This window comes from Pseudomonas sp. SLBN-26 (assembly GCF_006715895.1).
GTDB classification, from domain to species: Bacteria; Pseudomonadota; Gammaproteobacteria; order Pseudomonadales; family Pseudomonadaceae; genus Metapseudomonas; species Metapseudomonas otitidis.
In genome coordinates, this window is record NZ_VFOB01000001.1 from 951,867 (window position 1) to 972,015 (window position 20,149).

Consider the following 20,149-nt stretch of genomic DNA (forward strand, 5'->3'; position numbering starts at 1 on the left):
TTCAGCGTGGCGTGAGCAGTGCCTTGATGTGCCCGTCCAGTTGCTTCTGCTGGCTGATCCGCTGGTCGGCCTCACGAAGGATGGCGACGGCAGCGGCTGTGGCCTCCGGATGGTGGCGCAGCGACAGGCAGGTCACGTCCATCCAGATGCAGTCGCCATTGGCCTTGCGCACCTGGACGTAGCCGACTTTTTTCGCGCGAGGTCTCCCAGCAGGCACGCACTGCCGGCCATCTCCTCGGGTGAGGCCAGCAGCAGGCTGCAGTGGCGACCGAGCACCTCGTCCGGCCCATAGCCCAGCAACTCCAGCAGGGGTGGGTTGGCAGAAGCGATCAGACCGTTGGCCTGGGTGTAGAGCAACGGCAGTTGCAGGCGCAGGGCGTCTGCCAACTGGGTGTCCGGTGGGGTGGCTGGTTTGTTCGGGTCGTCCACGTCGTTCTCCCCTCGGGTGTGCTTGCAGGGCGCCTGGCCCGGTTCAACGGGCCTGCAGGGTGCTGGTGAAGCGCTGGATGGTGTCGACCACCCGCTGGGCGCCGTCCTGGATGCTCTGGATGGCTCGGCCTGCTTCGTGGGCCAGCTGCACGCCCTGGTCCACCTTGTCGCAGCTCTCGCGCATGCTGCTGACGGCTTCCTGGGCCAGCTCATGGTTGCGCTTGACCACTTCGACGATCTCCTCGGTGGCCCGTGCGGTGCGGGCTGCGAGGTTGCGCACCTCGTCGGCCACCACCGCAAAGCCCCGGCCCTGTTCGCCGGCGCGCGCTGCTTCGATGGCGGCATTGAGGGCCAGCAGGTTGGTCTGGTCGGCGATGCCACGGATGGACTGCACGATGCTGTTGATCACGTCGGACTGCTGGCTCACCGCGCCGATGCGTTCGGCGGCATGGTTCAGTTCGCCGGCGATGCCCTGGACCAGCGCCACGGTGCGGTTCACCACCTCCGCGCCGCCCTGGGCCTCGGCATCGGTCTGTCGCGCGGTGTCGTACGCCACATGGGCAGCTTCTGATTCGGCTTGCTGCTCCAGCACCTCGGCGGTGATGTCGGAGGCGAACTTGACGATCTTGTACAGCTTGCCCCGGGTGTCGAAGACCGGGTTGTAGCTGGCTTCCAGCCAGATCACGCCGCCGTGACGATTGCGCCGCTCGAAGCGACCGCTGACGTACTCCCCCCGGTTCAACCGCTGCCAGAACTGCTGGTAGGCCGGACTGCCGGACTCTTCATGGGAGCAGAAGATCCGATGGTGCTGGCCGACCACCTCCTGTTTGCGGTAGCCGGTAACGGCGAGGAAGTTTTCGTTGGCGGCGACCACCTCGCCAGCCGGGTTGAACTCGATGACCGCCATGGAACGGTTGATGGCGTTGATGATCGCGTCCTCCTCGTGCTCATGCAGGAGGTTGGCGCTGATGTCGGTGGCCAGCTTGATCACCTTGGTGACCCGCCCTGTGGCGTCGCGTACCGGGTTGTAGGTGGCCTCCAGCCACACGTCGCGCCCTTGCTTGTCCAGCCGCAGGAAGCGTTCGCGGATGAACTCGCCCTGGGCCAGCCGCTCCCAGAAGCGCCGGTATTCGACGCTGGCAGCCAGTTCCGGCTCGCAGAACATGCGGTGGTGCCGGCCGACGATCTCGTCCAGGCGGTAGCCCATGGTGCGCAGGAAGTTGTCGTTGGCCTTGACGATGGTGCCGTCGGGCAGGAACTCGATGATGGCCTGCGATCGCTCCAGTGCTTCGCGAAGGGCCTGGGCTTCTGCCAGCTCCTCCTGGCATCGAACCAGTTCTTGCTTGATGGCTGCACTGAACAGAATCATCTTGTTTGCTCCAGACGGGACGCCGGGTATGCGGGGGCACACCGATCGATTCAAAAGGGCCCACCGGCACCGGCGACGGAGTGGGGAAGTCGCCGACGACGTGTCGATGGGCCGCGAACTCAGGGGCGGTCGCCCCTCAGGATGTAGGCCGGGATCTGCTCCAGGGGGATTTCCCTGTGCACCGCGTCCAGCTTGCGGGCTTCCTTGGGCATGCCGTAGACCACGCAGGTGGCTTCGTCCTGCCCGAGGGTGTAGGCCCCGGCCTCGTACATTTCCCGCAGCCCGCGGGCACCGTCGTCGCCCATGCCGGTCATGATGATGCCGGTGGCGTTGGCCCCCGCCGCGCGGGCGGCAGAGCGGAACAGCACGTCCACCGAAGGCTTGTGCCGGGACACCGGCGGGCCGTCGACGATGTCCACCACGTATTGCGCACCGTTGCGCTTGAGCAGCATGTGGCGGCCACCGGGAGCGATCAGCGCACGGCCGGGAATCACCCGGTCGCCATGGCGCGCCTCACGCACCTCGATCTGGCACAGGGCATCCAGTCTCGCGGCGAAGGCCGCGGTGAACTTCTCCGGCATGTGCTGGACGATGACGATACCCGGGCAGACCCGGGGCAGGGCGGTGAGCACCTGCTCCAGGGCCTGGGTGCCGCCGGTGGAGGTGCCCAGGGCGACGATGCGTTCGGTGGTGCGGGTCATGGCGGCTGGCCCGCCAGCCGGCAGGATGGCGTCGGCGGTGAGCTTGGGCGCCAGGGCGGGTGCAGGGGCCGATGCGCTGCCGGGCATGCGCTTGAGGCGGGCCTGCGATGCAGCCTTGATGGCGCTCACCAGCTCTTCGGTGGCCTCGACGAGGAACTGGCGCAGGTTGCCCTGGGGCTTGGTGACGATGGCCACGGCACCGGCGGCCAGGGCCTCCATGGTGGTGGCCGCGCCTTTCTCGGTCAGGGTCGAGCAGATCACCACCGGTGTGGGGTGCTCGGCCATCAGCTTTTTCAGGAAGGAGATGCCGTCCATGCGCGGCATCTCCACGTCCAGCACGATCACGTCCGGCCAGTTGCGGTTCATCCGCTCCAGGGCGAAGAGCGGGTCGGCGGCTGCGCCGATCACCTCGATGCCACTGTGGCCGGACAGGCTGCCGGTCAGTACCTGTCTCACGACTGCGGAGTCGTCGACGATCATCACCTTGATCTTGTTCATGGCGAGCAGGCCTCGTAGCGCCGACTGGCAAGTTGTTGCGGATTGGGGTGGCGGAGCGCGATGTTGCCGCTCCACACGTCGAAGATCAGGTTGCGGTAGCCCTCGCCGCCCACATGGCGGGCGTGGCAGGTGAGGCCATGGGCGGCCAGCAGGGCCAGGCCGGCCTCGATGTTCTGCTGGCCGATGTGCCGGCGCTCGCGGGCGCCGAGCATGTTGCCGCCGCCGAACAGGCTGATGCGGTAGTCCGTGGCGCGGGTGCCGCTGTTGCGGATCTCCTGCAGCAGCTGGTGCAGGGCGGCATCGGCGTAGCGCCCGTCCGGTTCCACCCCGGGGTGGCGGCAGGCCGGCAGCATGTAGTGGCACATGCCCCCCAGGAGCGCCTCGCGGTGCCAGAGCACGATGGAGACGCAGGAGCCCAGCAGCGTGCGCAGGCGGGTGTAGCGGTCGCCGAAGTACAACTCGCCCGGCTGCAGGAACACCTCGATGACGCCCTTGGGCTTACGCATGGGGCCTCCGGTAGATCGAAGGGCGTACGGATTGCAGCTCTTCGCTGATGCCGTTGAGGCTTTCCGAATGGCTGACCAGGAAGTAGCCCCCCGGGCGCAGGCGTGCGCACAGCCGTTGCACCACCTGGCGCTTGGTGTCGGCGTCGAAGTAGATCATCACGTTGCGCAGGAAAATCACATCGAACACGCCCACGTCCGGCAGCGTGTTGTTGAGGTTGATCTGGCGGAACTGCACACGGCGCTTGAGGGCCGGGTCCAGGGTGAACAGCCCCTCGTTGCTGCCGGTGCCCCGCAGGCAGAAGCGCTGGCGCAGGTTGCCGGGGATGCCTTCGGCGTCCTCCAGCGGGTAGAGCCCGGCCCGGGCCTTGTCGAGGATGCGCGTGCTGATGTCCGAGGCGAGGATCTCCCAGGGGCGGCTTGCAACGGCATCGGCCAGCAGCAGGGCCAGGGTGTAGGGCTCCTCGCCGCTGGAGCAGGCAGCGCTCCAGATGCGCAGCGGGCCGCTGCCGCTGCGCAGCTCGGTGCCCAGCTTCTCGCGCAGGAACTCGAAGTGCTTGGGCTCGCGGAAGAAGTAGGTCTCGTTGGTGGTGAGGAGGTCGACGGCGATCTGCAGCTCCTCCTTGTCCTTCATCAGCAACTGGTAGTAGTCGCCGTAGCTGCCCAGGCCGAAATGGCGCAGGCGCTTGTTCAGGCGGCCGGCGATGAGCTGGCGCTTGGCCTCCGACATGGCGATGCCGGCGATCTCGTGGATCATTCCGCGGAACTGCTGGAACTCGCGGTTGGAGAGGCTGAGATCGGTCATGGCGGGCTCCTGTTCAGGCCGACTGTTGCAGGTCGCCGGCGTTGCCGACGTCGGCCAGGCGTTGCAGATCATCCAGGGACAGCGCCTGGCCGATGTTCAACAGCACCACCAGGTGGCCGTCGAGCTTGGCCATGCCGTGGATGAAATCGGTGCGGATGCGGGCACCGAAGCGGGGGGCCGGCTCAATGTCCTGGGCGGCGATCTCGATCACGGCGTTAACCGCTTCGACGACGATGCCCATCACCTGGCGCAGCTCATCACGCTCCACTTCCAGGATGACGATGCAGCTGCGGCGGCCGATGACGGTCTGACCGGCGCCGAAGCGCTGGCGCAGGTCCATGATCGGGACGACCCCACCGCGCAGGTTGATCACCCCCAGCACGCAGGACGGCATCATCGGCACCGGGGTCAGGTGGCCGTATTCGATGATCTCGCGGACGCTGCGGGTGCCGACGGCGAACACTTCGTCGGCCAGGGTGAAGGTCAGGTACTGCTGGGGCGCATCCGGCTGGGTAGCGTCGCCGGGGCGGCTGAAGAAGCTGGACATGCTTCGCTCCTGGGGGCACCGGTGGGTGCCCCGGTCACGGTATCGAGAGGTCGGTTCAGTGCTGGAAGCGGACGAAGCCAGCCGGTACCGCGTCGTCGAAGTCACTGTCGCTTTCGTCAACGACCGGGCGGGAGACCTTGCGCGCCTCACTCGCCTTGCCCTTGGCGCCGACGCTACGGCCGCCCTTGCCACCGTTGTTGACCTTGAAGAAGTCCATCAGCTGTTGCAGCTGCTCGGCCTGGCCGCTCATTTCCTCGGCGGTGGCGGCCAGCTCCTCGGCGGAGGAGGCGGACTGCTGGGTGATCTCGCTGAGCTGGCTCATCGCCGTGTTGATCTGGCTGACGCCGGTGGTCTGCTCTTCCGAGGCGGCGGCGATCTCCTGCACCAGGTCGGAGGTCTTGGCGATGGAGGGCACCATCTGGTCCAGCAGGGTGCCGGCGCGTTCGGCCAGGGAGACGCTACTCTTGGCCACTTCGCTGATCTCCTGGGCGGCCACCTGGCTGCGCTCGGCCAGCTTGCGCACCTCGGCGGCCACTACCGCGAAGCCCTTGCCGTGTTCACCGGCCCGTGCGGCCTCGATGGCGGCGTTGAGAGCCAGCAGGTTGGTCTGGTAGGCGATGTCGTCGACGATGCTGATCTTCTCGGCGATGGTCTTCATGGCCGACACGGTGTCGCGCACGGCCTGGCCACCTTCGTTGGCCTCGCGGGCGGCCTTGCCGGCCATGCCGTCGGTGACCTTGGCGTTCTCGGTGTTCTGGGCGATGGAGGCGGACATCTGCTCCATCGAGGCACTGGTTTCTTCCACCGAAGCCGCTTGTTCCGAGGCGCCCTGGCTCATGCTCTGGGCGGTGGCGGAGATTTCCTCCGAGGCGCTGCTCAGGGAGTCGGCGTTGCTGCGTACTTCACCGATGATCTGGCCGAGCTTCTCCACCATGGTCTTGATGGCGGCGAGCATGCTGCTGGTATCGCCAGGCTTGGTGTCCACGGTGGTGGTCAGGTCGCCGGCGGCGATGCGGCTGACCACATCGGCGGCGTAGGCCGGTTCGCCACCCAGTTGGCGCAGCAGGTTGCGGGTGATCAGGCCGCCAATCAGTGCGATCACGATCAGGGTGATGACGGACACGGTGATGGAGATCAGTGTGGCCTGCTGGCGAGTGGCCTCGGCGCTGAGACCCGCGTCATTGGCCATCTTCACGTTGTAGTCACGGTGCTTGTTCAGTGTGTCGCGCAGCGGATTGATGACGTTCAGGGTGAGGTGGATCATCCCGTCACGGGCTTGCTCGTTCTGGTTGGTACGCGACAGCACCAGGACCGCCTCGGCGCCTTGCAGGAACTCGCTGATGCCCTTGCGATCAGCGTCCAGCAGTTGCCGGTCCTCATCATCGGCGAGCAACTTGGCGTAGTCGTCGATGGCGACCTGGATGTCATCGCGGTTGGTTTTGATGGTGGCGTCGATCTCCCCCATGGTCTTGTCGTCGGTGGTGAGGATGTGGGTGTAGACCAGTTGGACCTGGGTGTTGACCGCATTACGCAGCTTGTTCAAGGCCACGATGCTCGGGACCGAGTTGACGTTGGCGAAGTTGGCTGCGGTGTAGACCTGGTTCATCTGCTGGTAGGCGATCCCGGAGAGCAGGATGATGCCGAGCAGGGCGGACATCACCAGGAGGATCATTTTTTTGCTGATGGTCATTTTCAGGACTCCTGTGCGCGTCTGCGCAATCAGACGAGGGACAGTCGGGGGGTGTTGCGCTGGCCGGCCAGGGCGGCGATCTGGTCGACGTTCAGCACCTGCTCCATGCGCAGCAGGGTGAGAAAGCGTTCGTCCACACGGGCGAGGTCTTCGATGTATTCCGGGGGTACGCGGCTGCCGAAGGCCGGGGCCTGGCGCAGGGCGGGCGGCTCGATCTCGGCGACGGCGGTGACGGCATCCACCAGGGCGCCCATCAACTGGGCCTCCTCGCCGTCCTGCAGCTCGATGATGACGATGCAGGTGCGCGGGCCCAGCTCGGTGCTGCCGAGGCCGAAGCGCTCGGCGAGGTCGATGATCGGCACCACGGCGCCGCGCAGGTTGATCACCCCGCGCACCAGCGGCGGCATCATCGGCACCTGGGTGATGGCGTGGAATTCGAGGATCTCCCGCACGTAGCGGGTGGCGACGCCGAACAGGTCACGGCCGACCCGGAAGGTCAGGTACTGGCGCTGTTCGTCGTCGACGAATTCCGGCAGGGGCAGGCTGGCGGTACTCATTGCAGGCTACTCCGTTGGCTGAGGGCGGCGCCGCTAGCGCCAGGGCGGCCAGGCTGCGCGAACTGGGCGAGCAGGCCGGGGATGTCGAGGATCAGCGCCACCGCGCCGCTGCCGAGGATGGTGAAGCCGGAGAGCGACGGGACCTGGCCGAAGACCTTGCCGAGGGGCTTGATGACGGTCTGGAACTCACCGTGGAGCTGGTCCACCACCAGGCCGGCGCGGACCCCGGCGTAGCTGACCACCACCACGTTCTCCCGGCGGGGCCGCAGGCTGGCTTCCTCGAACAGGTTGCGCAGGCGGATGAAGGGCAGCACGTCGCCGCGCAGGTCCAGCTGGTCGAGGTCGTCCAGCTCGCTGCTGGGCAGCTCGATGCATTCCTCCACCATGTCCAGGGGCACCACGTAGCTGGAGCTGCCGACGCCGATCAGGAAGCCGTCGATGATGGCCAGGGTCAGCGGCAGGCGGATGCGTACGCAGGTTCCGGCGCCCAGTTGGCTGTCCAGCTCCACCGTGCCGCGCAGGGCGGTGATGTTGCGCTTGACCACGTCCATGCCGACGCCGCGGCCGGAGAGGTTGCTGATCTGGTCGGCGGTGGAGAAGCCCGGCTCGAAGATCAGGTTGAAGGTGTCCTTGTCCGAGAGCTGCTGGCCTTCGGTGATCAGGCCGCGCTGCACGGCCTTGGCGATGATCTTCTGCGGGTTGAGGCCGCCGCCGTCGTCGCTTACTTCGATGACGATGCCGCCGGCTTCGTGGTAGGCGTTCAGGCGCACCACGCCCTGCAGGGGCTTGCCGCTGGCGCGACGCTGCTCGGCCGGCTCGATGCCGTGGTCCATGGCGTTGCGCACCAGGTGGGTGAGGGGATCGCCGATCTTCTCCACCACCGTCTTGTCCAGCTCGGTGTCACCGCCGCTGATGTGCAGGACGATGTCCTTGCCCAGCTCCTTGGAGACGTCGCGCACCACCCGCTGGAAGCGGTTGAAGGTGGCGCCGATCTGCACCATGCGCAGGGTCAGGGCGGAGTCGCGGACTTCCTCCACCAGGCGCGAGAGGGTCTCGGCGGATTCGCTCATGTTCACCAGGCCGCAGCCCTGGGCGAGCATGCGGGTGTTGGCGCCGGCGATGATCAGCTCGCCCACCAGGTTGATCAGCTGGTCCAGCTTGCCGGCGTCGACGCGGATCAGGTTGGCGTCGCCGCTGGCGCGGGCGGTTTCCTTGAGGGCCTTGCCGACGGCGGCGGTCTCGCCCGGTTCGGCGGCGGCCGCCGGTGCCTCGGGGCTGGAAACGGCCTGGGCTTCGTTGGCTTGCGGGGCATCGAGGCTGGCCAGTTCGGCTTCGCTCAGGGTGCCGCAACGCAGCAGACGCTGGCGTTGGGCCTCGCCTTCATCGGTCTGCTCGGCCAGCAGCTCGGCGTAGCGGGCAAGGGGCGCGCCGGGCGGCAGGATGCGGATGCGGCCCTCTGCGCGGACGAAGTCGAAGGCGCCTTCGATCACCGCCTGGTCAGCCTCGGTGGTGAAGGCCACTTCCAGGCCCAGGTAGCAGGCTTCGGGATCGAGGGCCTCGAAGCTGGGCAGGTGGTCGAGCACCGGTTCGATGTGCAGCAGGTCGCCGAAGGTGACGAGGTAGCGCAGGAAGGACACCGGGTCCATGCCGTCGCGCAGGCTGTCGGCACCGAAGCGCAGGGACAGGTGCCAGTGCTGGCTGGCGACGCCATCGTGGGGGGCGGCTGCGCATTCGGAAGGCGTTTCGGCGGTGGCGGCCAGGGTGTTGTTCAGGTACTGGCTGAGGCGTTGCACCAGTTCGGCTTCGTGGATGCCCATCACCTCCGGCAGCTCGGCCAGGTCGCGGCCCTCGGCGAGGTGGTTGACCAGGCCGGCCAGGTGGTCGCCCACCAGCAGCATCAGGGCGCTGAGGTCGGCGCTGAACGGCAGTTCGCCGGCGCGGACGCGGTCCAGCACGCTCTCGGCCACGTGGGTGAAGGCGACGATGGAGTCGAAGCCGAACAGCCCGGATGAGCCCTTGATGGTGTGGGCGGCGCGGAAGATGGCGTTGATCAGTTCGGGGTCTTCCGGGGATTGCTCGATCTGCAGCAGGGCGTCTTCCATCTGCTGCAGCAGTTCCCGGCTTTCGGCGATGAAGGTGCCGATCACGCTGTCGAGGTTCATCAGTGCAGCCCTCCGATGGGGAGCAGGTCGCGCAGGCCGCTCAGTTGCAGGATCTCGGTCATGGCCGGGCTGGCCCCTTCGAGGCTGAGGTTGACGTGTTGGCGCCGAGCCTCCTGGCAGGCCGCCAGCAGCAGCTGCAGGCCGGCGCAATCCACTTCCTCGATGGCGCTGAGGTCCAGGTGCAGGGCCACGGCGCCTTGCAGGGCGTTGGCCAGCAGCAGCTTGGTGTCGGCGGCGGTGTAGATGGTCAGCGCGCTGTCCAGGGCCAGGCGGCGGCTGCCATCGGGGGATTCCAGGGTGCTCATGGCAGTCTCCCGATCACGGCAGGATCAGCTTGGAAACGGCCGTCAGCATCTGGGCCGGCTGGAAGGGCTTGACCACCCAGGCCTTGGCCCCGGCGGCCTGGCCTTCGGACTTCATGGCGTCGCCGGCCTCGGTGGTGAGCATGATCACGGGGGTGAACTTGTAGGCCGCCAGTTGCTTGACGTTCCTCAGGAAGGTGAGGCCGTCCATGTTCGGCATGTTCACGTCGCTGATGATCAGGTGGACCTTGCGGCCGTCCAGCTTGGTCAGCGCGTCCTTGCCGTCGACGCCTTCGAGCACGTCGTAGCCGGCGTTTTTCAAGGTCATGCCCACCACCTGGCGGATGGAGGCGGAGTCGTCGACGATGAGAATGGTCTTGGCCATGATCGGTCCTCAGAAGAAGGTGATGTCGGAAGCGGAGTCGCTGGCGCCACTGGTGGTGCTCTGGCTGCTCTTGCGGCCTTGGTGGATGGCGTGCTGTTCGGGGGTGGTGTAGGTGCGGGAGAGCTCGTCGAGCCAGGAGCGGGCATCCACGTGGCGGGCGTCGTCCTCCTCCAGGTGCTGGGCCAGGCGGCTGATGTCGTCGCGCATGTGGCCGAGCATCTGGCTGACCCGGTCCTGGAACTGCAGGGCCACCAGCACCTCGGAGATTTCCTCGCCGACCACGGCGTTGTCGTTGCGCAGGGCGTTGCCCTGTTCCACCAGGCGGGTGGCGCCGGAGCGGAACTGGGCGATCACCTGGCGGATCACCTGGCTGGCGTTCTCCAGGGTTCCGGCGTCGCGGGTGGCGTGTTCGTTGGAGACCTGCAGGGTGCGCTCGATGGCGCCACTGACGGTCTCGATGGTGTCGCCGATGCGCTTGCCGGTTTCCTCGGAGAGGGTGGAGAGCTTGCGCACCTCGTCGGCGACCACGGCGAAGCCGCGTCCGGCTTCACCGGCGCGGGCGGCTTCGATGGCGGCGTTGAGGGCCAGCAGGTTGGTCTGCTTGGCCACGTCGCCCACTTCCTTGGCCATGGTGCGCAGCTGGGCGGTGTAGCTGTTCAGCCGCTCCACCTCCTGCAGCAGGCTCTCCTTGCTGGAGAGCGCCAGGCGCAGCTGGCTGACGATGTCTTCCAGCTCCACTTCGCTCTGGGCCAGCAGGGTGACCAGGGCATCGCTGTCGGCCTGCATGCCGCTGGAGACGGCGTCGCTGATGCGGCCGGCTAGGCGGGCAAAGCGCTCGGCGAGGGCTTCGATGGCGGTCTGGGTCTGGTGGCGGGCGGATTCGATCTGGGCCGACCAGATGGGGGCGATGCGGGTGCACAGCTCCGGCAGCCCCTGTACATGGTGCTCGGCCTCCTGGCGGGCACCTTCGGCCAGGGCCTCGTCATGGGTGCGGTGCAGGGCCTGCTGGTGGGCGCCGTCACGCTGGGCGATGACGACCCACAGCAGCAGCGTGGGCGCCACGGCCGCCAGGGCCCAGGCCGGGGAGGGGAACTGGCTGGCCGTCCAGAACAGCACCGCGCAACCGGCACCGCAGAGTGCGATGGGCAGCCAGGGGACGCTGGAAGTAGGGTTCGGGCTCGTCACGGTCGCGCTCCTTGAGGACACGGGGCCCGCAGCGGCAACGCGTTGCGGGGTTGTGTCCAGCATGGGCGCGGGGCGTGATCGGCCCTATCGTCCTATCCCGGTGATGGCCTCGGGACATCCTGCTTTTTTGTAGGGATTTCCCGAGGGGCCGCGTGATGGCGGGCCGTCGGATGTGGCGGGGCAGACGGCCCGGTCAGGCCGTCAGGCCGTGGGTCATGGCGTACTTGATGATGTCGGCGTTGCAGGTGAAGCCCATTTTCTCCATCAGCCGGGTCTTGTGGGTGCTGACGGTCTTGTTGCTGATCACCAGCTGGTCGGCGATCTGGTTGACGCTGAGGCCCTGGGCCAGCAGGCGGAGGATCTGGAACTCGCGGTCGGAGAGCTGGGCGGTCGCGTCGTCCGTGGGGCTGCTGCTGGCGAAGGCGAGCTGCTCGGCGATGCGCGGGTCGAGGTAGCGGCCGCCGCTGGCCACCCGATGGATGGCAGCCAGCAGGGTTTCCGGGTTGTGGTCCTTGGTCAGGTAGCCGCTGGCCCCGGCACGCAGGGCGCGTTGGGCGATCTGCGCCTCGTTGTGCATGCTCAGCACCAGGATCGGCAGGCGCGGGTAGCGGCCGTGCACGCGGCTGATCAGGTCCTCGCCGCTGAGCCCGGGCATGCTCATGTCCAGCAGCAGCAGGTCGAATTCGCCCGCCCGCAGCTGCTCCAGCACCTGGGCACCGTTCTCCGCTTCGGCCGCCACCTGCAGGCGGGCGTCGAACTCGATCAACTGCTTGAGGCCGCCGCGCATGATGGCGTGGTCGTCGGCAATGAGGATGCGGGTCATGGGGACTCCGAAGGCTCGTTGACGGGGAAGGTGGCCTGCACCGTGGTGCCCTGGCCCGGGTGGCTGAAGATCACCACCTCGCCGCCCAGGCTGGTGCCGCGCTCGCGCATGCCGGCCAGGCCCAGGGAGCGCTTGCCGACCTTGGTCGGGTCGAAGCCGTGGCCGTTGTCGGTGATGTCCAGCACGTAGCGGTCGTCGAGCCGCTCCAGGCTGATCACCGCGCGGCTGGCGCCGGAATGGCGGGCGATGTTGGTCAGCGCCTCCTGGACGATGCGGAAGGCGGTGGTGGCCTGGCTGTCGTCCAGCGCCGGCGCGCCGCTGTGGGCCACCAGCTCGCAGGCGATCTGCGTGTGGTGGCTGCGGAACTCGTCGATCAGCCATTCCAGTGCGGGGTACAGACCCATGTTGAGGGCGGCGGGACGCAGGCTGGTGGCGATGGAGCGGACCACGCCGATGGTGCGGTCGCACAGGGCCATGAGCCGCTCCACGCCCTCGCCGAGCCCCGGTGCCTGCTCGCCGTGCCGTAGACGCAGCAGGGAGATGCCCATGCGCAGAGCGGTGAGGTGCTGGCCGAGCTCGTCATGGATTTCCCGGGCGATCAGCTTGCGCTCCTCCTCGCGGGCGCTTTCCCGGCGGCTGGACAGTTCGCGCAGCTGGCGGTTGCTGGCCGCCAGGCGCCGTTCGGCCTTGCGGATGCCGCTGATGTCGCGGGCCACGGAGATGACGCTGGTCACTTCGCCCTCGGCATTGCGCTCCGGCACCAGTTGCATGAGGTAGTGGATCTGCTGGTCGCTCGGGCCCTCGATACCGTGGATCAGCTCCTCCTCCATGGACTCGCCGGTGGCGGCCACCTCGCGCACCAGGTCGGCCATGATGTCGACCTGCGAGTTGTCGCCGAAGGCTTCCCGTGCCGGGCGGCCGCGGGCCTCCACCAGGGGCAGGCGGCACAGCGCCTCCAGGGCCGGGTTGGCGTAGATGAGGCGGAAGTCGGGGGTCAGCCGGCCGATGGCGTCGGGGGTGTTCTCGATCAGCGCGCGGAACTGCCGCTCGTTGCGCAGCAGGGCGTCGGCGATGCGCCGCTGCTCGGTGAAGTCGTGGATCAGCGCCAGGCTGTAGGGGCGCTGGTTGTAGTGGAAGTGGCTGAACTGGAGGGTGACGTAGCGCGGCGAGTCCTCGCCGGGCACCTGCAGTTCGCAGCTGAGGATGCGCTGGCTCTCCACTGCCTCCTGCAGGCTCTCGTCGTCGGCCAGCAGGTCCGCCAGCTTGCCGGCCAGCGGCGCGAGGACCTGGGACAGGGACTGGCCCAGCAAGCGGTGGCGTGGCTGCCCGGTGAGGCGGCAGGCCGCCTCGTTGAGGTAGCGGATGTGCCGTTCGCCATCCAGCAGCAGCACCCCGTCGGCGGTGTAGTCCAGGGCGTAGCTCAGCAGGTACATCTGTTCGGCACGCTGGCGATGCCCCAGGGGCAGTTGCAGGCGCACCAGGTAATGGGTGGGCTGGCCATGGTCGTCCTCGACCATGCGCAGGCCCAGGTGCAGCCATTGGGGTGTGGCTGCCGAGGTGGCCAAGCGCACCTCGCCGCACTCCAGGTCCTCATGCTGGCGCTGCGCCCGGTCGAAAGCACGGAGGACCGCATGGCGGTCGCGCGGGTGCAGCAGGGCGTCCAGTGAGGTGCCGAGCAGGTCGGCTGCGGGTTGCCCGAGCATCTCCACCAGAGTCCGGTTGATGTGCTGGATGCGGCCATCTAGCCCCAGCAGGGCCAAGCCTACCGAGGACGACTCGAATGCACGGCGATAGATGCTTTCGTCTGCATGGTTGCCCATGAATCCCCCGATCACGTGCGATGCGACCGAAGGAGTATGGATCAGTGGCGAAGTACTGGCAGGTTTTTGCTCAGGCCAGCCATTCCCGCAGCAACGACAGCGTCTGCTCCGGCGCCTCCAGGGGCGGCAGATGGCCGCACTCGGGGATGACTGCGAGGCGCGAGCCGGGAATGGCGGCGTGCATCAGGCGCGCTTCGGCGGGCGGGGTGATCAGGTCGTCGGCGCCCACCAGGATCAGCGTGGGGAGCGTCAGCTGTGGCAGCAGGTCGAGGGCGTCCTGGCGGTGGATGATCGCCTGTTGCTGGCGGATGAAGCCTTCCCGCCCTACATCGCGGGCCATGGCGCGCACGGTGTCGGCCACTGGGGTGCCCAGGTGGCGGGGGTGGATCAGCCGGCGCAGCAACTGCGGGCTGACGCCGACGAAGCGGCCGTGGCGCGCCAGCTCCAGCAGGCCCTTGCGGTTGGCCGCACGCTCGGGGCTGTCCGGGCTGGCCATGGTGTCCACCAAGGCCAGGCGGGTGACCCGCTCCGGCGCCTGGCGGAGGATCTCGAAGGCCACGTAGCCGCCCATGGAGAGGGCGCCCAGGGCGAAGCGCGGCGGGGCCTCGGCCAGTACCCGGCGGGCCATGGCGGGAATACTGTCGTCACGGGTCAGGTCGGCGACGTGCACCGGCCGCTCCGCGCGCAGGGCGTCGGCTTGGTGGGCCCACAGGCGCGAGTCATTGAGCAGGCCCGGCAGCAGGAGCAGGGCATCGGGTGAAGGGGTCATGAGGTACTCGATACGGCGGCCCGGCGGGGCCGGGCATCGATGGGTTCAGGGGGTGGGCGGTTCGACGCCTTGTTCGCGGTAGATGGACACCACGTCGCCGTTGCGGCGCATGGCGTCCAGCTCGCGGCCGAGGCGATCGTAGAGCGCTGCGCGGCCGCTGTCATAAAGCTTCTGCGAGGCGGCGAAGCGGTTTTCGATGCGGATCGGCTCGCGCAACCCGGCGTAGGCGTAGTCGCGGAAGCGGATGTTATCGAAGGCAGTGTCGATGGCGGCCTTGTCCAACACGGCGATGGCGTCGATACGGCCGGCGCGGAACATCCGCACCAGGATGTCGTCGTCCACCGCCGGCTGCTTGTTCAGGGCGGTGTCGGCGTCGAAGCGCGGGAAGTACAGGCTGCTGCGCTTTATACCGATGCGCAGGGGCGCCAGGTCTTCGTAGCGTTCCACCTGCCGGGTGGGGCGGATGGCGAAGAGGATGTCCTTGTCCTGGGTGCCGATGCTCGGCAGGTAGTGCAGGTAGCGGTCGCGCTCGGGATCGGGCAGCACCCGGGGCACCAGGTCGATGCGGCCTTCGCGCAGGTCCGCCAGGCTGCGGGCGAAGGGCGCGTAGCGCCATTCCAGGTGCAGGCCTGCGCGCTCGGCGGCCACTTCCAGCACCTTGACCAGGGGGCCGGTGGGGCGCCCGTCGATGCTCCACATCTCGGGCGGGCGGTCGCGCAGGTCCACGCGCAGGGTATCGGCCCCGGCCAGCGCAAACGCCGGGAACAGCAGGATCAGAAAGGCAGAAAGGAATCGCATGGGAGGTTCTTCTGTTATGGCCCGCGTCCGTCGAGGGGCGTGGATGCCGGAACTGTGGAGCCGAAAGCGCAGGGGTGCAACCCGACTCCCGTAGGGGGGAGACCGCCCTCGGCGGCCCAGGGTCACACCGGGGTGCTGCTGGCCAGTTGCTCGCGCATCAGCGCCAGGTAGCGTCGGGCGCCGAGGCCGGTCGGGTTCGCCTTCAGCCAGACGATGTCGACGCCGATGCGCAGGTGGCTGCTCATGTTGTCGAAGCGCACCGTTTCCAGCGATCCACCGGCCACCAGCGGCGCCACCAGGGGTTCGGGCAGGTAGGCCCAGCCGACGCCGGCCTGCACCAGCTCCAGCGCCGCCAGGTGGCTGTCGCAGAGCCAGACGCGGTGGGCCAGGACGATCTGCGGGTCCGAGGCCGTGGGCGCGCCGCTGGCGACGATGATCTGCCGCCGCGTGGCCATCTCCCGCTCGTCCAGGGGGCCGGGGGCGAAGTCCGGGGCCGCCACGGCCACCAGCACCTGGCTGCCGGCTTCCTGGAAGGCCTCGCGCTCGTCGATGCCCGGCCGTTCGAACACCAGCGCCAGTTGCACTTCGCCGGCATGCAGCAGGCGGATGGCTTCGGCCTGGGGCGCCGAGCGGACTTCCACCTCCAGGGCCGGGAACTCCCGCGCGAGGCTGGCCAGCGGGCGGCTCCAGGGGCCGCTCTGCAGCTCCGGCGCCATGGCCAGGCTGAGCCGTCGCTCCAGCCCCTGGTGCAGTTGCAGGGCATGGGCGTCCAGCAGGTTGAGCTGGCTGGCGGCCTGGCGGGCCTGGGGTTCCAGGGCCAGTGCCGCCGGGGTGGGCAGGGCCTTGCGGGTGGAGCGGTCGAACAGCACCAGGTCCAGCTCCGCCTCCAGCTGCGAGACGGCCATGCTCACCGCCGAGGGCACACGCCCGAGCTGGCGCGCGGCGGCGGAGAAGGAGCCGTGGTCGAGCACGGCGAGGAAGGTGCGCAGGGTGTCGCGGCTGAAGGCCATGGTTGTCAGTTCGGCTGATGACGGTCGTCTTTTTCTATCAGCGAAAGGGGCCTAATTTCCAGCGCCATCACAACCAGCAGGAGCATGACCATGACAACCACAGGGTGGCAGGGGCAGGTGGCGCTGATCAGCGGCGCCGGAAGCGAGGCGGGCATCGGCATGGCCATCGCCCGACGGCTGGGCCAGGCGGGCGCACGCCTGGTGATCACCGCCAGCAGCGAGCGCATCGCCCAGCGGGTGGCCGAGCTGCGCGCCGAGGGGTTCGAGGCGGAAGGCCGCCCGGCGGACCTCACCGACGAGGCCCAGGTGGCGGAGCTGGCGAGCTGGGCCGAAGCCCGCTGGGGCCGCATCGACGTCCTCGTCAACAACGCCGGCATGGCCATGCAGGGCAGCCCGGAGCCCTTCGCCGAGGTCGCGGAGATGGACCTGGCGACCTGGAACCTGTCCCTGGCGCGCAATCTCACCACCGCCTTCCTGCTCACCCGTGCCGTGCTGCCGGGCATGAAGGCACGGGGCTACGGGCGCATCGTGCAGATCAGCTCCACCACCGGCACCCGTGGCAGCAATCCCGGCGAGGCGGCCTACAGCGCGGCCAAGGCCGCCATGGTGGGAATGAACATGGGGCTGGCGCTGGAAGTGGCGCGCCACGGCATCACCGTCAACAGCGTGGCCCCGGGCTGGATCGCCACTGCCTCCAGCACCGACGAGGAGCGCCATGCCGCCGGCTACGTGCCGGTGGGGCGCGCCGGCCGGCCGGAGGAGGTGGCGGCGGCGGTGGCCTTCCTGGCCTCACCCGAAGCCAGCTACATCACCGGCGAACTGCTGGTGGTGGATGGCGGCAACTGCCTGATCGAAAACAAGGCCCCCTGAGGAGCACCGCATGAACAGCATCATCATCACCGGCGCCGCCGGAGGCCTGGGGCGAAGCCTGGTGAAGCGCTTCCACCAGGCGGGCTGGAGCGTACTGGCCACCGACGTGGACGCCGCCGGCCTGGAGCAGGTGCGCGAGGCGTTCCCCGGGTGCGCCATCGCCGCCGCTGACATCCGTCGCCCGGACAACTGCGAGGCGGTGGTCGCGGCCGCGGTCAGCGCCTTTGGCCGGCTGGACGCGCTGGTCAATGCCGCCGGCATCTGGCGCGAAGGCCCGGTGGAGCACTTCAGTGAGGAGGACTTCGACCTGGTGCTGGGGGTGAACCTCAAGGCCGTGTTCTTCATGTGCAAGGCGGCCATCCCGCACCTGCGCGCCACCCAGGGCAGCATCGTCAACATCTCCAGCGATGCGGGGCGCCAGGGCAACCGCAACGCCGCCGCCTACTGCGCCAGCAAGGGTGGGGTGGCACTGCTGACCAAGACCCTGGCCCTGGACCTGGCGCCGGACGGCGTGCGCTGCAACGCGGTGTCCCCGGGGGACATCGTCACCCCGATGCTGACCTTCCAGGCCGAGCGCTACGGCAACGGCGACCCCGACGGCTACTACCGCGAGCTGCTGGCCAAGTACCCCCAGGGCGAACGGGCGCGCTTCATCCAGCCGGAGGAAGTGGCCGAGCTGTGCCACTTCCTCTGCCAGCCCCTGGCGCGCTCCATCACCGGGGCGGACCTGGCCATCGACTGCGGGCTGTCGGCCGGTAACTGACCCGGGCACCGCCAAGCCGCCCGGGTCGTCCTGCTAGAGGTCCAGCACCAGGCAGGTACTGCGGGCCCGCGAACAGCAGGGGGTGAACTGGTCGTTGCGGGCCCGCTCCGCGTCGGTGAGGAAGCTGTCGCGGTGCTCGGGTTCGCCGTCCAGCACCCGGGTCAGGCAGGTGCCGCAGATGCCCTGTTCGCAGGCCAGCGGGATGCACACCCCGGCGTCGTCCAGCACCTGGGCGACGCTGCGCTCGGCCGGCACCTGCAGGGTCAGGCCGCTGCGTGCCAGGCGCACCTCGAAGGCGCGCGCCGCGCCGGTGGGTTGCACGGGGGCGGCGAAGTACTCGCGGTGCAGGCGCGTTTCGTCCCAGCCGGCTGCGCGTGCACAGCCCAGCACGTGCTCCATGAAGCCGCCCGGCCCGCACACGTAGAGGTGGGCGTCGCCGGCGTCCCGCAGCAGCGCGGGGGCGTCGAAGGGCGTGGGGCCGTCGTCGGCGTGCAGGTGAACGTGCGCGGCGAAGGGGCTGGCCTCCAGCCAGTCGATGAAGGCCGCGAGCTTGCGCGAGCGCACGCAGTAATGCAGCTCGAATGCCTCGCCCCGGGCCGCCAGCGCCTGGGCCATGGCGAGGATCGGGGTGATGCCGATGCCGCCGGCGAACAGCAGGCTGCGGCTGCTTTCGACCACAAGGGGGAAGAGGTTGCGCGGTGCGCTGGTGGTCAGCCGCTGGCCGACCCGCAGCTGTTCGTGCACGACGCGGGAGCCGCCCCGGGATGCCGGGTCCAGCAGCACGGCGAGGCAGTAGCGGTGCGTCTCGCCGGGGGCGTTGCACAGGCTGTAGGGGCGCACCAGGCCGTCGGGCAGGTGCAGGTCCAGGTGCGCGCCGGCCTCGAAGGCGGGCAGGGGCGCGCCGTCGGCAGCCACCAGTTCCAGGCCGAGAATGCCCGGCGCCTCCAGGCGCAGGCCACGGATCATCAGGTCGAGCATCAGGCTTGCCTCCCGATGAGCTGGGCCTCGGCGGCGCGTTCGGCGTTGACCAGGCGCTCGATGATGCGCCGGGACTGCACGCCGCCGGCGTCGATGTTGAGCTTGAGCAGGGGCCGCTCGGGCCAGGCCAGCAGGTTGCGCTGCTGCTGTTCGAGCATCTCCAGGTCCTCGGCGAAGATCGCGCCCTGGCCCTCGCGGATGCGCGCGGTCAGTTCGGCGTCCTCGGGGCGGAAGCTGCGCGCCATGCCCCAGAAGTACCAGATGGAGGTGTCCGTCTCGGGGGTGATGAAGTCCACCACGATGCTGCTCGCCTTGCAGTCGGCGGGGGCGTCGTAGCCCCCTCGGCCGGCGTGGGCCACGCCGACTTCGATGAGCACATGGCTGGGCGGGGTGAAGCGGCAGATCTGCCAGCGGTCTACCGGCACGTCGTCGGCCAGGCCATTCCCGCGCAGGGCGGCGCGCCAGAAGGGCGGGGCCAGGATGCCTTCCATGAAGCGACTGGTGATGACGCTGTCGCCTTCCACGCGGGTGGACACGGGCGCCTCGTCGATTTCCTTCTGGCCGATGCTGGAGGCGTGGACGTAGGTCTCGTGGGTCAGGTCCATGAGGTTGTCGATCATCAGCCGGTAGTCGCAGGCGATGTGGTAGAGCCCGCCACCGTAGGCCCAGGCCGGGTTTTCGGCCCACTCCAGGTGGGGGATCAGGGCCGGGTCGGCGAGGGCGGCGTCGCCGGGCCAGACCCAGATGAAGCCGTGGCGCTCCTGGGCCGGGAACGCGCGGATGCAGGGAAACGCCTGCACCCGCTGGGCTGGCATGGAGGCGGTACGGCCGTCGCAGTCCATCACCAGGCCGTGGTAGCCGCACACCAGCTTGCCGTCCTGAATGGATCCAAGGGACAGCGGCGCGCCGCGGTGGGGGCAGAAGTCCTCCAGGGCCGCGACACGTTGGCCGGCCCCCCGGTAGATCACCATCCGTTCGTTGCAGATCATGCGGCCCAAGGGCTTGCCATCGATTTCATCCGGGGTGCAGGCGACGTACCAGGCATTCTTCGGGAACATGGGGTGGTCCTCGTTGTTGTTGTATTGGATCCAATGCTGGCGCTTCGGGCGGGTAGAATCCATGGTGTACGGCTGATTGGATCCAATAACCGTGCGATCAGCGAACGCTGAGACAAGGAAGGCCTGC

Annotated in this window: 22 protein-coding genes and 1 pseudogene; 2 read left to right on the forward strand and 21 right to left on the reverse strand. The window is 68.6% G+C overall.

The genetic code is table 11. The features are described 5' to 3' along the window. Nucleotide 1 precedes the first annotated feature (1 nt). The 19 genes and pseudogenes from FBY21_RS29325 to FBY21_RS04440 all read right to left on the reverse strand — a co-directional run bounded on the left by FBY21_RS29325 (nt 2) and on the right by FBY21_RS04440 (nt 16,353). Nucleotides 2-142 (reverse strand): hypothetical protein, encoded by a 141-nt coding sequence (locus FBY21_RS29325; RefSeq protein WP_160158561.1) that lies wholly within the window; start codon nt 140-142, stop codon nt 2-4. Continuing rightward, the gene (locus tag FBY21_RS04360) at nt 133-429 is read right to left on the reverse strand and encodes a PAS domain-containing protein (protein ID WP_074971794.1); all 297 of its coding nucleotides are present in this window, start codon (nt 427-429) and stop codon (nt 133-135) included. The genes FBY21_RS29325 and FBY21_RS04360 overlap by 10 nt, the downstream gene beginning before the upstream one ends. A 43-nt stretch (nt 430-472) precedes the next feature. Next, a complete protein-coding gene (locus FBY21_RS30160) occupies nt 473-1,021 on the reverse strand; it encodes a methyl-accepting chemotaxis protein (RefSeq protein WP_253543859.1) in 549 nt (182 codons plus the stop codon). Further along, nucleotides 1,019-1,798 (reverse strand): annotated as a pseudogene (locus FBY21_RS30165) (PAS domain-containing protein); the annotation flags it as partial. The gene FBY21_RS30160 and the pseudogene FBY21_RS30165, both read right to left, overlap by 3 nt. Before the next feature lie 119 nt (nt 1,799-1,917). After that, nucleotides 1,918-2,997 (reverse strand): chemotaxis response regulator protein-glutamate methylesterase, encoded by a 1,080-nt coding sequence (locus FBY21_RS04370; protein ID WP_074971793.1) that lies wholly within the window; start codon nt 2,995-2,997, stop codon nt 1,918-1,920. After that, a complete protein-coding gene (locus tag FBY21_RS04375; RefSeq protein ID WP_044404629.1) occupies nt 2,994-3,503 on the reverse strand; it encodes a chemotaxis protein CheD in 510 nt (169 codons plus the stop codon). Before FBY21_RS04375 ends, FBY21_RS04370 begins: the two co-directional genes overlap by 4 nt. After that, on the reverse strand, nt 3,496-4,305 hold the full coding sequence (locus tag FBY21_RS04380; RefSeq protein ID WP_142008907.1) for a CheR family methyltransferase: 810 nt from the start codon (nt 4,303-4,305) through the stop codon (nt 3,496-3,498). The genes FBY21_RS04375 and FBY21_RS04380 overlap by 8 nt, the downstream gene beginning before the upstream one ends. Before the next feature lie 13 nt (nt 4,306-4,318). Beyond that, on the reverse strand, nt 4,319-4,852 hold the full coding sequence (locus FBY21_RS04385) for a chemotaxis protein CheW (RefSeq protein WP_142008910.1): 534 nt from the start codon (nt 4,850-4,852) through the stop codon (nt 4,319-4,321). A 55-nt stretch (nt 4,853-4,907) separates the two neighbouring features. Further along, nucleotides 4,908-6,542: a methyl-accepting chemotaxis protein gene (locus FBY21_RS04390; protein WP_142008912.1), complete on the reverse strand. Its 1,635-nt coding sequence runs from the start codon at nt 6,540-6,542 to the stop codon at nt 4,908-4,910. A gap of 29 nt (nt 6,543-6,571) precedes the next feature. After that, entirely contained in the window at nt 6,572-7,099 is a 528-nt protein-coding gene (locus tag FBY21_RS04395; protein ID WP_044404618.1) for a chemotaxis protein CheW, read from the reverse strand. Continuing rightward, nucleotides 7,096-9,261 (reverse strand): chemotaxis protein CheA, encoded by a 2,166-nt coding sequence (locus FBY21_RS04400; protein WP_142008915.1) that lies wholly within the window; start codon nt 9,259-9,261, stop codon nt 7,096-7,098. The genes FBY21_RS04395 and FBY21_RS04400 overlap by 4 nt, the downstream gene beginning before the upstream one ends. Continuing rightward, nucleotides 9,261-9,566, reverse strand: a complete 306-nt coding sequence (locus FBY21_RS04405) for a lipid asymmetry maintenance protein MlaB (protein ID WP_044404612.1) — start codon at nt 9,564-9,566, stop codon at nt 9,261-9,263. The genes FBY21_RS04400 and FBY21_RS04405 overlap by 1 nt, the downstream gene beginning before the upstream one ends. A gap of 13 nt (nt 9,567-9,579) precedes the next feature. Continuing rightward, the gene (locus FBY21_RS04410) at nt 9,580-9,948 is read right to left on the reverse strand and encodes a response regulator (protein ID WP_074971784.1); all 369 of its coding nucleotides are present in this window, start codon (nt 9,946-9,948) and stop codon (nt 9,580-9,582) included. 9 nt (nt 9,949-9,957) lie between these two features. Next, nucleotides 9,958-11,196 (reverse strand): methyl-accepting chemotaxis protein, encoded by a 1,239-nt coding sequence (locus tag FBY21_RS04415; protein WP_142008917.1) that lies wholly within the window; start codon nt 11,194-11,196, stop codon nt 9,958-9,960. Between the two features lie 130 nt (nt 11,197-11,326). Beyond that, complete coding sequence (locus FBY21_RS04420) at nt 11,327-11,956, reverse strand: response regulator (RefSeq protein WP_142008920.1); 630 nt, start codon at nt 11,954-11,956, stop codon at nt 11,327-11,329. Next, nucleotides 11,953-13,776 (reverse strand): PAS domain-containing protein, encoded by a 1,824-nt coding sequence (locus FBY21_RS04425; protein WP_142008922.1) that lies wholly within the window; start codon nt 13,774-13,776, stop codon nt 11,953-11,955. The genes FBY21_RS04420 and FBY21_RS04425 overlap by 4 nt, the downstream gene beginning before the upstream one ends. 70 nt (nt 13,777-13,846) lie before the next feature. Continuing rightward, on the reverse strand, nt 13,847-14,545 hold the full coding sequence (locus FBY21_RS04430) for an alpha/beta fold hydrolase (RefSeq protein ID WP_142008924.1): 699 nt from the start codon (nt 14,543-14,545) through the stop codon (nt 13,847-13,849). Between the two features lie 45 nt (nt 14,546-14,590). Beyond that, the gene (locus tag FBY21_RS04435) at nt 14,591-15,343 is read right to left on the reverse strand and encodes a substrate-binding periplasmic protein (RefSeq protein WP_142008926.1); all 753 of its coding nucleotides are present in this window, start codon (nt 15,341-15,343) and stop codon (nt 14,591-14,593) included. Between the two features lie 122 nt (nt 15,344-15,465). After that, complete coding sequence (locus tag FBY21_RS04440) at nt 15,466-16,353, reverse strand: LysR family transcriptional regulator (protein ID WP_142008928.1); 888 nt, start codon at nt 16,351-16,353, stop codon at nt 15,466-15,468. 90 nt (nt 16,354-16,443) lie between these two features. Between FBY21_RS04440 and FBY21_RS04445 the strand changes: the two genes are divergently transcribed. Both FBY21_RS04445 and FBY21_RS04450 read left to right on the forward strand, forming a co-directional pair. Next, on the forward strand, nt 16,444-17,223 hold the full coding sequence (locus FBY21_RS04445; protein ID WP_142008930.1) for an SDR family NAD(P)-dependent oxidoreductase: 780 nt from the start codon (nt 16,444-16,446) through the stop codon (nt 17,221-17,223). A 10-nt stretch (nt 17,224-17,233) separates the two neighbouring features. Beyond that, complete coding sequence (locus FBY21_RS04450) at nt 17,234-17,986, forward strand: SDR family NAD(P)-dependent oxidoreductase (RefSeq protein ID WP_142008933.1); 753 nt, start codon at nt 17,234-17,236, stop codon at nt 17,984-17,986. A 33-nt stretch (nt 17,987-18,019) separates the two neighbouring features. Here the strand turns inward: FBY21_RS04450 and FBY21_RS04455 are convergent, their stop codons facing one another. Together FBY21_RS04455 and FBY21_RS04460 are read right to left on the reverse strand one after the other, a co-directional pair. Next, on the reverse strand, nt 18,020-18,964 hold the full coding sequence (locus FBY21_RS04455) for a PDR/VanB family oxidoreductase (RefSeq protein WP_142008935.1): 945 nt from the start codon (nt 18,962-18,964) through the stop codon (nt 18,020-18,022). Beyond that, entirely contained in the window at nt 18,964-20,022 is a 1,059-nt protein-coding gene (locus tag FBY21_RS04460) for an aromatic ring-hydroxylating oxygenase subunit alpha (protein WP_142008937.1), read from the reverse strand. The genes FBY21_RS04455 and FBY21_RS04460 overlap by 1 nt, the downstream gene beginning before the upstream one ends. Nucleotides 20,023-20,149 lie beyond the last annotated feature (127 nt).